11 protein-coding genes are annotated in these 14,181 nt (G+C 50.8%); all 11 read left to right on the top strand.

Going from position 1 to position 14,181, the window contains the following annotated elements; genetic code table 11:
* Positions 1–152: 152 nt before the first annotated feature.
* Positions 153–776: a signal peptidase I gene (lepB, locus tag Q2J39_RS03410; RefSeq protein WP_288339120.1), complete on the top strand. Its 624-nt coding sequence runs from the start codon at positions 153–155 to the stop codon at positions 774–776.
* On the top strand, positions 776–1,714 hold the full coding sequence (gene ylqF / locus Q2J39_RS03405; RefSeq protein WP_230267354.1) for a ribosome biogenesis GTPase YlqF: 939 nt from the start codon (positions 776–778) through the stop codon (positions 1,712–1,714). Before lepB ends, ylqF begins: the two co-directional genes overlap by 1 nt.
* Before the next feature lie 23 nt (positions 1,715–1,737).
* The gene (locus tag Q2J39_RS03400) at positions 1,738–2,352 is read left to right on the top strand and encodes a ribonuclease HII (RefSeq protein WP_230267355.1); all 615 of its coding nucleotides are present in this window, start codon (positions 1,738–1,740) and stop codon (positions 2,350–2,352) included.
* A gap of 620 nt (positions 2,353–2,972) precedes the next feature.
* The gene (gene topA / locus Q2J39_RS03395) at positions 2,973–5,216 is read left to right on the top strand and encodes a type I DNA topoisomerase (RefSeq protein ID WP_288339119.1); all 2,244 of its coding nucleotides are present in this window, start codon (positions 2,973–2,975) and stop codon (positions 5,214–5,216) included.
* A complete protein-coding gene (gene trmFO, locus Q2J39_RS03390; protein WP_230267357.1) occupies positions 5,216–6,562 on the top strand; it encodes a methylenetetrahydrofolate--tRNA-(uracil(54)-C(5))-methyltransferase (FADH(2)-oxidizing) TrmFO in 1,347 nt (448 codons plus the stop codon). Before topA ends, trmFO begins: the two co-directional genes overlap by 1 nt.
* Positions 6,563–6,763: 201 nt before the next feature.
* A complete protein-coding gene (locus Q2J39_RS03385) occupies positions 6,764–7,660 on the top strand; it encodes a tyrosine-type recombinase/integrase (protein WP_230267358.1) in 897 nt (298 codons plus the stop codon).
* A 387-nt stretch (positions 7,661–8,047) separates the two neighbouring features.
* Positions 8,048–9,016, top strand: a complete 969-nt coding sequence (gene rpsB, locus Q2J39_RS03380) for a 30S ribosomal protein S2 (RefSeq protein WP_230267359.1) — start codon at positions 8,048–8,050, stop codon at positions 9,014–9,016.
* A 23-nt stretch (positions 9,017–9,039) separates the two neighbouring features.
* The gene (gene tsf, locus Q2J39_RS03375) at positions 9,040–9,933 is read left to right on the top strand and encodes a translation elongation factor Ts (protein ID WP_230267360.1); all 894 of its coding nucleotides are present in this window, start codon (positions 9,040–9,042) and stop codon (positions 9,931–9,933) included.
* A gap of 381 nt (positions 9,934–10,314) precedes the next feature.
* Complete coding sequence (locus tag Q2J39_RS03370; RefSeq protein WP_230267361.1) at positions 10,315–10,731, top strand: GtrA family protein; 417 nt, start codon at positions 10,315–10,317, stop codon at positions 10,729–10,731.
* A 312-nt stretch (positions 10,732–11,043) separates the two neighbouring features.
* Complete coding sequence (locus tag Q2J39_RS03365; protein WP_255658219.1) at positions 11,044–11,784, top strand: sugar isomerase domain-containing protein; 741 nt, start codon at positions 11,044–11,046, stop codon at positions 11,782–11,784.
* A 491-nt stretch (positions 11,785–12,275) separates the two neighbouring features.
* Entirely contained in the window at positions 12,276–13,667 is a 1,392-nt protein-coding gene (locus tag Q2J39_RS03360; protein ID WP_288339118.1) for an O-antigen ligase, read from the top strand.
* Positions 13,668–14,181: the final 514 nt, after the last annotated feature.

Here is a 14,181-nt window from a genome sequence, read left to right as displayed (position 1 = left end):
CAGTCTGTACAGGCGAATTCAGAGAAAAAAGTCAGAACGATACAAAATGACGGACGCGGCATATAAGGCCGCCGGTCCTGTATCGATTCGAACGTTTATACCCGAACCCGAACCGTCCGCAGAAGACGGAGATTAGAAATTGGAGAATCAGTATGGCTAGAAAAAAGAAACAGTATCAGTACGAAGATAACCGCACCCTGCTTGACGACATTCTGGATTTCGTCAAAGTGTTTGTGATCAGTGCCATTGTCATCATGCTGTTTGTAAACTTTATCGCACACCCCGTAACCGTTGTCGGCCACTCCATGGACCCGACGCTGCAGGATGGCGAATATGGATTTACCAGCGTGATTTCCCCGATGGTTTCGGATCCGCAGCGCGGCGATATCGTTGTGGTCAACCAGAAAAATGAAGACGGTGAGACCGAGCGCTGGGTTAAGCGTGTCATCGGCCTGCCGGGCGAAACCGTTGAAGCCAAAAACGGTGACGTTTACATTGACGGTGTAAAGCTCGATGAGAGCGCCTATCTGAAGCAGGACTTTATCGACAGCGCTCTGGCTTCCTATAAAGCCGAACACAACCAGCAGGACTACGGACCTTTCACCTTTGATTTTGGTCCCGTAACGCTGGGCGAAGACGAGTACTGGGTCATGGGAGACAACCGTATGAAATCCATGGACTCCCGTTCGCCGGATGTCGGCCCGATCACACGCGATGAAATTTTCGGAACCGGCGTTCTCGTCCTGTTCCCGTTCAACAAACTGGGGGTTAAATAATGCCTTCTTCAATTATTCAGTGGTTTCCTGGACATATGGCCAAAGCGCGCCGCCAGATGGAGGAAAACCTGAAGAAAGTGGATTTCATCATCGAAATCCGCGATGCGCGCATGCCGTTTTCTTCGGCCAACCCGCTGCTCGAAGAGCTGGCGGGAAACAAGCCGCGTCTTGTCCTTCTGTCCAAGATGGACAAAGCCGATCCGGTGCAGACGAAAGCCTGGATTGAAGCGCTGCAGAGCGATCATGTCTCCGCCATGGCGGTTGATCTGATTAAAGGCGGCTTTCGCAACAAGATCATTTCCAGAAGTCTCGAACTCAATAAGGCGCTGATTGAAAAGCAGAAAAAGCGCGGCATTCGTCCGCGGGCTTTGCGCGCCATGGTCGTCGGCATTCCTAACGTCGGCAAGTCCACCTTTATTAACGGACTCGCCGGCCGCAAAGCTGCCGTTACCGGAGACCGTCCCGGTGTCACCAAATCTCTGCAGTGGATCAAAGCCGGCAGCGATCTGGAAGTTCTTGATACGCCAGGCGTACTCTGGCCAAAATTTGACGATCCGCACAGCGGCCTGATTCTGGCCGCGTTAGGATCGATCAAGGACGATGTCGTGCACATGGACGATGTGGCTCTCTATTGCGCCGGATTCCTGTGCGAACACAATCCCGAAGCGCTGCTCAAGACGTATTCGCTCGATCGCATCGAAGAGACGCCGTGGGAAACGCTCGAAGCGGCCGCCCGCAAAAAAGGCTGGCTTCAGAGAGGATCCGTGGATGAAAACCGTACCATGCGCACCTTCATTCAGGACATCCGTTCCGGCAAGCTTGGCCGCATTACGTGGGAACTGCCGCCTCAAAAGGAAAGCGCGGACCAGACCTCTGTCTCGGATTCTTCCGAAGAAAAGGCAGAAGACGCTTCCAAACCAGCCAGTTCGGCAGAATAGGACAGTCGAGGTCCTTGTCGTTTATGAAGCATCCAATGGAAGAAGAGCTCTGGGGCCAGTATCGATACATTCTTGGCATGGATGAAGCCGGCCGGGGCCCGCTTTGCGGACCGGCAGTCGTTGCTGGCGTGATTTTTGAGCCGGGCTATGTCAACGAAGCGATCAACGACTCCAAAAAGCTTTCGGAAAAGAAACGCGAAGCGCTGTTCGCGCAGATCGTCCAGGACGCAAAAGCCTACTGGATTGTTCTCGTTTCGGAGCAGACGATCGATACGCTCAATATTTACCGCGCCTGTCAGCAGGCCATGGAACAGATTGCAGAAAAATCGCAGGCGGACTTTGTGCTGAGCGATGCGATGCCGCTTAGAAACTGCGATCATCACGAAGCCGTCATCAAGGGCGATACAAAATCGATTTCGATTGCGGCTGCCAGCATTCTTGCCAAAGTGACCCGCGATCATTACATGCTTGGGCTCGATGAAGCGTATCCCTGGTACGGACTCAAATCCCATAAGGGCTATCCGACGAAAAAGCATCTGGAAGCCATCGAACAGTATGGCGTGACCGACTTTTACCGTAAAAGCTTTGGTCCCGTCGCCCGCATTTTAGAAAAACAGGAACGTCTCACGTTATTCTGAGGCGTTTTTTTCATGGACAGGCGAATGCCGCAATTTGTCTCTTTACTGAAAATGAAATATCCTTCATCCTGTCGAATGTACGAATTGAAGAAATGACTAGTTTTGTGTTTTTAAATGGACGATTCAGACGCCTGTTCTAGTTTTGGAAGTAGTCGAATTACGGTTAAAACGTGAGCCGGCTTGAATGAGCTCGTGATACTTTCCTATCGGAAGTGGACAGGATCTCAATTCAGAACGCAAGAAAAGCAATTGCCAGATCGTCTGTGAAAAAATGAGCATTCTGTATGGAAATTTCCCATCGCAGGCTTTGAAAAATGACGTTTGGGGCGGAATCTGTTTTCATACTCTACAGGTTCCATCCGCAAAAGGACGCGCCTTAATCCGTGATCGACTCCAAAGTGCAGGAAGGCATTTGTTTTGAAACGGAATTACACTTGTCAGGAAAAGGAATTGAAACTCGCGGAATCTGATGTTAGAACTATGAACGTTTCAATAAACAGCACTCCCCTGCCGGGAAGGTGCAGACCGCTCGTCCAGAATGGCGAGTTCCGGCTGCAGGTTCCTCCCGGAATTTACCCCGAAGCCGCATGGAGTGCTTAGAGAAAGGAAGGCATTCCAATTTGAAAAAGAAACTTGTTATTGTCGAATCGCCGTCCAAGGCAAAGACAATTGAAAAATATTTAGGAGACAGCTATAAAGTTGTGTCCTCCAAAGGTCATATCTGCGATCTCGCGACCTCCGGCAAAGGCGGTCTGGGAATCGATATCGAACACGACTTCAAACCGACCTACCGCATTTCCAAGGAAAAGAAGGAAGTCGTAAAAGAACTGAAAAGTCTCGCGTCGAAATCCGACGGTGTCATTCTGGCAAGCGACCCGGACCGTGAAGGAGAAGCCATCGCCTGGCATCTGGCGAGAGAACTTGGTCTTTCGACGGATGACAACAACCGCGTCACCTTTCATGAAATTACCAAGCCGGTCGTAACGCAGGCCATTCAGGATCCGCACCAGATCGACATGAACCTGGTGCGCTCGCAGGAAGCCCGCCGTATTCTCGACCGCATTATCGGATTCAAGCTATCCAAACTGCTCCAGAACAAGATCCAGTCCAAATCCGCCGGACGCGTTCAGTCCGTTGCCCTGCGCCTGATCGTGGAGCGCGAAGAAGAAATCCGCAAATTCGTTGCGGAAGAATACTGGACGATCGAAGCCAAAGTCAAAAAAGGCAACTCGACGTTCGAAGCGTCGCTGACCAAAGTCGACGGCAAGAAAGCCGAAATCAAAAACGAACAGGAAGCTAACGCGATTCTCGAGCGGGCCAAATCCATCCCCTTTACCGTAAAGAGCGTGAGCACCCGCAAGAAAAGCAAAGCGCCAAAGCTCCCGTTTACGACGTCGACTCTCCAGCAGGAGTCGTCCACAAAGCTCGGCTACGGCGCCAAGAAGACGATGAACATCGCCCAGAAGCTGTATGAAGGTGTGGACCTCGGCGGAACGACCACCGGTCTGATTTCCTACATGCGTACCGACTCCACCCGTCTTTCTCCGCTGTTCGTAACCGATGCGGAAAACTACATCGACCGCGAATACGGTTCCGACTACAAAGGCACCGCGCACCAGAAAAACTCCACAAACGCGCAGGACGCTCACGAAGCCATCCGTCCAACGGACATCACCCAGACGCCGGACAAGGTTCGTCCGTATCTGACCAACGAACAGTACCGTCTGTACTCGCTCATTTACGCAAGAACGCTGTCTTCTCTGATGGCCGATGCACAGTTCAATGTGACCAGCGTCAAGTTCGAAGCCGACGGCTGCGAATTCAGCGCCAGCGGCCAGACGATGCTGTTCGACGGTTACACGAAGGTGTATTCCAAATACGAAAAGCAGACCAACAGCCTGCTGCCGGTCATGAAACCGGGCGAAGTGATGAACCGCGTCGAAATTTTGTCCAGCCAGCACTTCACCGAACCGCCTGCACGCTATACCGAAGCCAGACTGATCAAGACGCTCGAAGAAAAGAGCATCGGCCGTCCGTCGACGTACGCTTCGATTATCGATACCCTGCAAAACCGCAGCTACGTTACACTGGAACCGGGCAGCGAAGGCTCGAAGACCAAAGTCTTCCGTCCGACCGAACAGGGCGAACTGACCAACTCCAAGCTTCAGGAATTTTTCCGCAAGATCATTAACGTCCAGTACACCGCGGACATGGAAAAGAACCTGGACATTATTGCCGAAGGCCAGGAAGACTACGTGGAATTCCTGAAGGAGTTTTACGATGACTTCGAACCGCTCGTGGAAAAAGCCTACGAGAAGATGCCGAAGAAGGAACTTGAAAAAGTCGGCCGCGCCTGCCCGGACTGCGGAGGCGATCTCGTCTACCGCAACGGCCGCTACGGCAAGTTCATTTCCTGCATCAACTACCCGACGTGCAAATATACCGAAAACGCGGATCCCGTTTTAAACGAACTCGCGAAAACCGAAAAGATCTGCCCGGAATGCGGCAGCCACATGCAGATCAAGAAAGGCCGCTTCGGTCCGTTCTGGGCGTGCACCCGCTATCCGGAATGCAAGCACATTGAACCGCTGAAGGAAAAAGCCAAACCGAAGCCGACCGGCGAAATGTGTCCGGAATGCGGCAGCCCGCTTGTTGAACGCATCAGCCGCTACGGAAAACCGTTCGTCGGCTGCTCCAACTATCCAAAGTGCCGCTACATTAAAAAGACGCCAAAAGCCGCAAAAGACGTCGATCCGGCCCAGAGTGCTGCGGAAGCCGCTGCGGTGGATGCGGCCGTTGAAGCCGCTGCCGAAGCGGCAGCGGAACAGAGCGCCGTGGCTTCCATGTCTGGAGAAAACAGCTGATGAGCGAGACGAAAGTAACCGTCATCGGCGGCGGACTGGCCGGCTGTGAAGCCGCCTGGCAGCTTGCAAACCGTTCGATTGACGTCACGCTGTATGAAATGCGGCCGATTGCCTATCCGCCTGCATTCCATACAGACGGATTTGCGGAACTTGTCTGCTCCAATTCGCTGCGCTCCGATTCGCTCAACAACGCAGTCGGCGTAATGAAAGAAGAAATGCGCCGGCTCAATTCGCTGATTCTCAAGGCAGCCGACGAAAGCCGCGTGCCCGCCGGCTCTGCACTGGCCGTCGATCGCGAGCGTTTCTCGCAGATCGTGACCGAGACGATTGAAAATCATCCAAATATTACGGTTGCACGTCAGGAAGTCACCGAAATTCCGGAAGGACCGGTCATCATTGCAGCCGGCCCGCTCTGCTCGGACAAGCTGGCGGATCAGATTCTAGAGCTGACCGGCATCGACAGCATGCATTTCTTTGATGCCGCCGCACCGATTGTCGAAAAAGATTCGATCGACTTTTCCAAGGCGTATTTCAAAAGCCGCTACGATCGCGGCGAAGCTTCCTATATTAACTGCGCGATGAATGCGGAAGAATATGACCGCTTTTATCACGCGCTGATCGAAGCGGAATGCGCGAAACTGCACGATTTTGAAAAAGATCCCAAAGTGTTCGAAGGCTGCATGCCGGTCGAAGAAATGGCACGAAGAGGCTATCAGACGCTGCTCTTTGGTCCGCTCAAGCCGGTCGGTCTCGAACGGGAAGGGGAACGCCCTGTAGCGGTTGTTCAGCTCCGCCAGGACAACCTTTCGGGTTCTCTCTATAACATCGTCGGCTTCCAGACGCATCTTACCTGGCCCGAACAGAGACGGGTGTTCCGGATGATCCCCGGTCTGGAAAACGCGGTCTTCAGCCGCTATGGCGTCATGCATCGAAACTCGTTTTTAAAGGCTCCGCTTCTGCTCGATGAGCAGTATCGCCTGAAAAGCCGCCCGGATGTGTTCTTTGCGGGACAGATCGCCGGTGTCGAAGGCTATGTGGAAAGCGCCGCGTCCGGACTGGTGGCCGGCATCGCAATGGCCAGACAGCTCAAAGGCGAAGAACCAGTTCTCTTTGGCCGCCAGACGGCTATCGGGTCACAGGCCTACTATATTTCCCATGCCGATCCGAAGCATTTCCAGCCGATGAACGCCAACTTCGGCATCTTTGAACTGACCGAAAAGGTTAAGAAAAAAGAGCGCAAGGAAAAGCTTGCTGCCAATGCGCTGGCTCGAATTGACGAAGTGGCCGCTCTGGTCAATGCGGATCAGCCCGCAAAGGAAAATGGATCGGCCGACGACTCAAAATAGAAACGGCCGAAAAAAGAAACAAGAACGAGAAGCAAGAATCAGACGTAAGAACCAGACGCAAGAACTAGAAGTAAGAACCAGAAATAAGAACATAAAATTCCAATAGAAAAGGGGCGGCAGAAAATGGATACAGTCAAAAACAGAACGGAGGATTCCGTTTCGGCCGCACCTCTTCAGCCTACGGGTTTAGAAAATGAAAAAATGGATGAACGCATTCAGGCGTTCATCCGTTTTCAGTATTACGCCAACTCGCGCTCTGACGCATCGAGCCAGGCGTATTTGCACGATCTGGGTCAGTTTCAGGACTGGCTGAACCGGCATCACTTAAGCGACCTGCAGGCCGACCGGCTGGCCATTCTCGAATTTCTGGCGGATCTGCGCCAGAGTCCGCAAAACGAAATGCTTTCCAATTCGACAATGTGCCGCAAGCTCAGCACGCTGCGCTCCTACTATCACTGGATGCTTGAAAGCGGCCGCATGGAGCAGGTACCTATTGAAGGCATTCACGGCTTCAAGAAAGAAAAGAGTCTTCCGGAATTTCTGTTTGTCGAAGAAGTCCGGGAATTTCTCAGCGGCTTTGATCTGTCCAATCCGCTTGAGTTTCGCGATCAGGTACTGTTTTCGCTGATGTACGCGTGCGGTCTTCGTGTGTCGGAAGCGTGTTCGCTGATGTGGGAGCAGATCCGTCTGGATCAGCGCGTACTGGTCATTGTCGGCAAGGGAAAGAAGGAGCGTGTGGTTCCCATTGCCAAATGGCTCATACCGCTGCTTTTGAAATATCGAGCGCAGTCTGCGGGGAAGGGACTTCTGTTTTATAACAAGAACGGAAAGCCGCTGACGCCTCGCGGCGTGCAGTACCGTATGCAGAGCCACGCGGATCGCATCGGCATGAACATGAACGTTCATCCGCACATGCTTCGCCATTCGTTTGCCACCCATCTGCTCGACGGCGGGGCCAATCTGCGCGTCGTCCAGGAACTGCTTGGACACTCTTCACTGTCGACGACGCAGGTGTATACGCACGTTTCCACAGAGAAACTGCAGAAAATCTGCGAGAAAGCTTTTGAAGACTTCATGGTCGACGAGAAGACGTCCTGATTTTTCACGTTCTGTCTTCGTACAAAATTTTGTCTTCGTACGAATTTCTTTCTTAGTACTTCAGGACTTCAGGCTTCCGTAATGACTGTATTCGGCTTTGCGGAAGCTTTTTGTTTTCTGGAGAAAACAGAAGTTTTTTCGTCGAAAAAAAGGAATTCGGACTGGACTCCAGCTGCAGCACGCCGGTGAAATCCGGCTTTCGCGCTTTACGTATGAACTTTTCGGACGGTAAGTGTCTCAATCCTTGAGATCTGAAAAGGGCTTTGCTATAATGCTCATTGCGGTTTTAACCGCGGATTACATTACACACACCCTGAATTCGGATGCCCGTGCATGGAAATGTTGCATCCCTTTGAAAGGGTGGAGGACTAACGGAAAGGACAAACTATGTCAAACATTGTATCCATGAAGAAGATGCTGGAGAGCGGTGTTCACTTCGGACACCAGACCCGCAAATGGAACCCAAAAATGAAACCGTATATCTATACGTCCAGAAACGGGCTCTACATCATCGACCTCAACAAAACTCTTGAACAGGTAGAAAATGCCTACAACGAACTGAAAGCCATCTCCGAACGCGGAGGAAAAGTTCTCTTTGTTTCCACAAAGAAACAGGCTGCTGAAATCATCGAAGAACAGGCTCTTCGCTCTGGTTCCTTCTATGTAAACAAACGCTGGCTGGGCGGTCTGCTCACCAATTTCCGCACCATCCAGAAACGTATCAAACGTCTGGTTGAAATCGAAGAAATGGAAGCCAGCGGAAAACTCGAAGTTTACACGAAGAAAGAACAGGCTCAGATCCTGAAAGAAAAAGCGAAACTCGAATCTTCCCTTGGCGGTATCAAGGAAATGAAAAAACTTCCGGATGCCATCGTTATCGTTGACCCGAAGGAAGAACACATCGCTGTACTCGAAGCTAAAAAACTGGGTATCCCTGTATTCGCTCTGCTCGACACCAACTGCGATCCAGAAGATGCAGATTTCCCAATCGCTTCCAACGACGATGCAATTCGCTCCATTAAACTGCTCACAACCATTCTTGCAGACGCTATCGTAGACGCAAAAGGCGGCCTGCTTGAAATCGCATACCTCGACAATCCTGAAGAAGATGTCAACATGGAAGACGTTGTCCGCAATGTTGAAGCTCAGATTGCTGAAAACGAAAGACGCCGTAAAGCCCGTATTGAAGAGCGTCGGAAAAGAAATATGGAACGCCGCAATGCTGGCAAGCGTCCTTATGGCAACCGTCCGGGCTACAGAGGCTCAAGAGACGGCCAGGGCCCAAGAGGACCAAGACCAGAAGCTAAAGCTGAAGCAAAAACAGAAGAAAAAACTGCTGAAAATACAGCCGCTTAGTCGGACAGAAAGAGGACTGAACTATGGCTATTACTGCTAAACAGGTAAAAGAACTCCGCGAAAAAACCGGCGCGGGCATGATGGACTGCAAAAAAGCCCTGACTGAAACCGACGGTGATATGGAAAAAGCCATTGACTGGCTGCGTGAGAACGGTATTGCAAAAAGCACAAAGAAAGCTGGCCGCGTTGCTGCTGAAGGTCTGACCCGCGTAGCAACAGACGGAAATACCGCGGTCATCTTTGAAGTAAACTCCGAAACTGACTTCGTTTCCAAAAACGATCAGTTCCTCGAACTGCTCAACACCATCCAGGGTGTTCTGCTCGAAAAGAAACCGGCTACTGTAGAAGAAGCCCTCGAGATCGTTACGCCTTCCGGCACCATCAACGACCTGATCGTTTCCGCTACAGCAACCATCGGTGAAAAAATCACTCTGCGTCGTCTCGTTATCGTTGAGAAGACAGACGATCAGATCTTCGGCGCTTACATGCACAACAAAGGCGCTATCTCCGCTCTTGCAGTAATGAGCGGCGGAAGCGAAGAAGTAGCGAAGAACATCGCTATGCAGATTGCTTCCATGCGTCCAAGCTACATCAGCCAGGCTGACGTACCAGCTGACGTACTCGCTCACGAAGAAGAAGTTCAGAGAAAGATCATCGCAGAAGATCCGAAACTGCAGGGCAAACCTGAAAAGATGATTGCCGGCATCCTCAAAGGAAAAGTCAGCAAGCACTTCCAGGATGAATGCCTCCTCGATCAGGAATTCTTCCTCGACTCCAAGAAGAAAGTTAACCAGTATCTCAAAGAGAATGGTGCTTCCGTTGCTGAATTCATCCGCTTCCAGGTTGGTGAAGGCATCGAAAAGAAAGAAGAAGATTTCGCTGCTGAAGTTGCTGCCCAGATGGCAGCTGCGAAGTAGTCGATCGCTTCCAGTTTCAAATCTATCCTGAATCAAAAAGAACCCGCGCAAGCGGGTTTTCTTTTTGAAACGAAGGATTTCTCTGGTGAAAAAGAAAATCGCCAATCTTCCATAAATCTTTTAAAATGTTCACATTTTGCGGACGCAAAATGGATAGATGTAAATCATATTTCAAAAGACGGCGGAATCGAAACGGTTTCTGCCTGTCTTTCTAGACAGAACGGACATTTTGAACAGGAGCCGATCGCATGCAATTTCTTGCATTTCGTGCGCCGGCCTGATAAAAATGTTTAGTCTTATTAACTTGAAAGCAATATACGTGTTTGATCCTTACAGGATGTTCAAATTCGTTAAGCCATAGAACAAACACGGGAGGAACGTATGATCGACAAGATAAAGGCTCTGCTGATTAAATATAAAGAACTCATTCGCTATGCGTTCTGGGGCGTATTTGCGACCGCGACCAATATTCTCGTCTACCATATCAGCTACGATCAGATGCACATTTCCAATACCGCCAGTAACATTCTTGCCTGGATTGCGGCGGTTCTGGTGGCGTACATCACGAACAAGCTGTTCGTCTTCAATTCCCGTCATCAGGGATGGAAGCGGGATATCCGTGAATTCGTTTCCTTTGCGGGATTTCGCTTCGTTTCCGAAATTTTCGATTTGGCGATCATGTATTTCGCGGTCGATATGATGAACTGGCCGGCACTGTTCTGGAAAGTCATCGCCAATATCATCATCATCGCCCTCAACTACTTTTTCTCCAAAACCATTATTTTCAAGAAGAGCTAGATTTCTGGATGCCTCAGGGCATCCTTTTTTTTATCCCCCTTCAGAAGGAAAGTACGCAGAACTGCGGCATAAAGAAACACAATACGAAGAAGCCTGGTCAGAACATGCGCTGTCTGAAGGACCGCCAGAACTCGTAAAGACAAGTGGGCCCATACGATCGATTCCCTTGGACCAAACGTTTGAATGGAAAATCGGTTAATGCACAGCGCGGACAATTACCGGCACTTTGTTGATTTCTCAGGGGTGCAACGCTACATATATAAGTAGAGCCCTTACATTTTTTGAGCTTCGATTAAAGAGAGGTAATTGAAAATGAAAAACGCAAAGCGGTTTTTTGAGGTTTGCCAGCAGCAGATGGCAAAATCTCTGGAGCAGGAAGAGGCGATCGATCAGGCTGCAGAAATGATTGCTGAATCCATGGCCGACGGCGGCGTGCTCCACGTGTTTGGCGGCGGTCATTCCCAGATGTTTGGCGAAGAGCTGTGCTACCGCACCGGCTGTCTGGTTCCGGTCAATGCTATTCTGGTTCCGCAGTATGCCATCTATCCCGATATTCGTCTGTGCCAGATTATGGAACGTCTGGAAAACACGGCGGATAAATGTCTGGAAGGCTTTGTGACCAAGCCTCAGGACATCATGCTCATCGTATCCATTTCCGGACGCAACCCGGCAGGAATCGATATGGCGATTGCTGCGCATAAGAAAGGCATGAAAGTCATCGCCCTGACGTCTCTGGACTATACGAACAAATACGCTTCCCGCCACTCCTCCGGCCTGAAACTGAAAGATGTCAGCGATCTCGTTCTGGATGCCTGCGGCATTGAAGGCGATGCCGTTCTGGAAGACGAGCGTCTGCCCGAAGGCGTACGTTTTGCTTCGCCCTCGACCATTGTCGGCATGCACCTTCTGATCGGTATCATGGCGGAAGTCGTTGACCGTCTGCTCGATCGCGGCGTGGATCCGGAAATCTGGGTATCCGGCAATGTGGATCATGGCGACGAATGGAACAGCAAGTATCTCGAGAAATATCGCGGACGCATCGATATTCTCTAAAACACCGCATTTCAGAATATCGACCTGAAAGTCTTAAGGTTTTGAGGATCGACGAAATCCGGCTGCCCCCGGCTTCTGGCTGTCCTTCAAACGGATCATTCCATAGACTTCAAGATTTCTGACGCAGAGCCCCTATTTAACCGGGGCTCTGCGTCTTTTCTGTATCGGAAAAGGAAGCGGAAGAGGTGTGGAAAAAGGGAGCGGCCGGCTTGTTTTCCAGAATGGAAAACGGGCGGATCGAACCGAACAACGCCCGCAAAAATGACGCAGGTAAAAAGGAAGAATCGTTGTGAAATCGTACAAAACTGTCATAAATGCGAAGAATTATGGAAAGAAAACACCTGAACGGATTGACAGGAAGCGATTACAAAAATGTACGGGCTTACATTAATGCGAGGATGAAGACCGGCTTTACAGATTGTGGTAAATTCTTCCTTATGAGAAAAAGGATCAGTCAAATTCAGGAAAGTGACGGCCAATGGCCGAGGCCGATGGCCCTTACAAACGCTTTCCTTCACATAAAAAATAAGAGTACAGATGACGTACAGGCTTCCTCTTCCATGGATGAGTGGATCATGATCGCGGGATCCGGTCTTCTTTTCCTGCCCTTTGAATACGCGACGGCAATACAGGCCGTTGTCGTTCTGATCGCGGCGTGTAAAGGAAAACTGATATCCTCAATTGCAAGACAGCCTGGCGCTTTCTGGATTTATACGTTCGCATCCCTTCAGATGCTTTCCTCGCTGGCCAGCGGAAACGGCATGGGCGTTCTCAATTCCGCGGGAACGTTTATCATCGCCATGAGCGTGGCGCTGATCTGCCCGATACTCAATCCGAGGACGCTGAAAATCGGCATGCAGGCGACCGGCGTTCTTTCGTGCCTGGCTGCGCTTGGCGGTTTCGCGGAGTTCAGCCATCTCGTGGGCATCCATCAGATGAGTCTGCTGGACGGCCTCATGCAGATGCCGGAATTCGCGCGTATTCGCCTGACGTTTTATAACCCTAACCTGTATGCGGCTATGGCTGTTTTCTTCCTGGCGATCTGTCTGTATCTGTTTCTGGATACGAAAAAAGCCGAAGGCAAGCTGTTCTGGGCAGGTGCCTCCATCCTGAACTTATGTGCCCTGTATCTGACGGGCAGCCGCATGGCGCTCGCTCCGGCCGTACTCTTCGTTCCGGTTTACCTGTTCTTTAAAAAGAGTAAAAAGCCGTTCTGGATCAGCATCGTTCTGCTAGGCGTTCTCGGCGTTCTGGTTCTTCTCTTCCCGCATCTGATTCCGCGGCTTGGCGAGATGAAATCCGTCGATGCCCGCATCGGAATCTGGCAGGGCGCGATCGAAGGCATTTCGCAGAACTGGCTTTTTGGCGGCGGTCCGCAGTATTACGACATGATCTGGCGCCAGCTGATGACACCGCCCGCGCCGCACGCCCATAATCTGATCCTCGATCTTCTTCTCAATTCCGGACTGGTCGGCACGCTCGTTATCTGCGTCTATGCCAGCAATGTGTTCAAGGCTGCCTGGGATATGAAAGGCAACGCCGATCTACCGTATTATCGTCCGCTCGTTCTCTGCCTCACTGGCGCTGTCCTGATTGAAGGCCTTGCGGACTGCACTGTTAACTTTCCGGCACCAGCTCTCGTTCTGCTTACTGTTATGAGTCTGCCGGTTTACCAGAGTCAGGAACAGAGCGCACCGGCCTTTACCGCCGTATCCGTTCCTGTCCGTCCGGTCTATACCGCTCCGATTTCCGCTTCCGCCAGCCGCTACACCTACAGCAAGATGCTTCCTGCTGTCTCGCAGCCGGTGCAGGCGGTCAGTCCTTCCAGCCCGGTCAAACCGTATCCATATTCGTCCATACGAACCGGGCCGCCGGGATCCTGACATAGATAACCTGGATGGAGAAAACCGGACAGACAAATATTTACTGATCCTGAATCCTTTACGTTTCCAGCCGCTTTTAAAGGGCTGGATTTTTTGTCTGGAAAGACAGCAGCCCCTAGCTCTACTGGTGCTGTTAAGGACCGCGAATTCCCCGGTTCGATAGGCTGGAAACGGGGATGGATTTTCCGAAAGACAAAACGAAAAAAATTTGCCCAAGGCTGGAATTTACTATTTCAATTTTCTAATTCCGGCTTACGAGAATAAAATGCTTGACCAGAAGGGGAGATCTCTGATTAAATAAGAAAGCTGTTTGCGCAAGGAAACAGCGCTTGAAATCAACTCGTGAAAATATTTTAAAAATTCACAAATAATGCTTGCATCGCTTCGATGCCCGTGTTATTATAGTTGAGCGCTGAGGGGAATTGCTTCTCTCAGTCGTCAAATCACCTTTAGATATCGAAGAAAACAGCTTAAGTGAAAATCTTGAAGAATTTCACGAATAACTGTTGACAGA

The sequence above is a fragment of the uncultured Allobaculum sp. genome, assembly GCF_948576815.1.
Lineage (GTDB): Bacteria > Bacillota_I > Bacilli_A > Erysipelotrichales > Erysipelotrichaceae > Allobaculum > Allobaculum fili.
This window is presented reverse-complemented; position numbering and strand designations above follow the sequence as displayed.

Coding starts and splice junctions, on each gene's coding strand:
- lepB (WP_288339120.1), top strand. CDS start 153: ATGGCTAGAAAAAAGAAACAGTATCAGTACGAAGATAACCGCACCCTG.
- Q2J39_RS03385 (WP_230267358.1), top strand. CDS start 6,764: ATGGATGAACGCATTCAGGCGTTCATCCGTTTTCAGTATTACGCCAAC.
- ylqF (WP_230267354.1), top strand. CDS start 776: ATGCCTTCTTCAATTATTCAGTGGTTTCCTGGACATATGGCCAAAGCG.
- trmFO (WP_230267357.1), top strand. CDS start 5,216: ATGAGCGAGACGAAAGTAACCGTCATCGGCGGCGGACTGGCCGGCTGT.
- rpsB (WP_230267359.1), top strand. CDS start 8,048: ATGTCAAACATTGTATCCATGAAGAAGATGCTGGAGAGCGGTGTTCAC.
- Q2J39_RS03365 (WP_255658219.1), top strand. CDS start 11,044: ATGAAAAACGCAAAGCGGTTTTTTGAGGTTTGCCAGCAGCAGATGGCA.
- Q2J39_RS03400 (WP_230267355.1), top strand. CDS start 1,738: ATGAAGCATCCAATGGAAGAAGAGCTCTGGGGCCAGTATCGATACATT.
- Q2J39_RS03370 (WP_230267361.1), top strand. CDS start 10,315: ATGATCGACAAGATAAAGGCTCTGCTGATTAAATATAAAGAACTCATT.
- tsf (WP_230267360.1), top strand. CDS start 9,040: ATGGCTATTACTGCTAAACAGGTAAAAGAACTCCGCGAAAAAACCGGC.
- Q2J39_RS03360 (WP_288339118.1), top strand. CDS start 12,276: ATGGCCCTTACAAACGCTTTCCTTCACATAAAAAATAAGAGTACAGAT.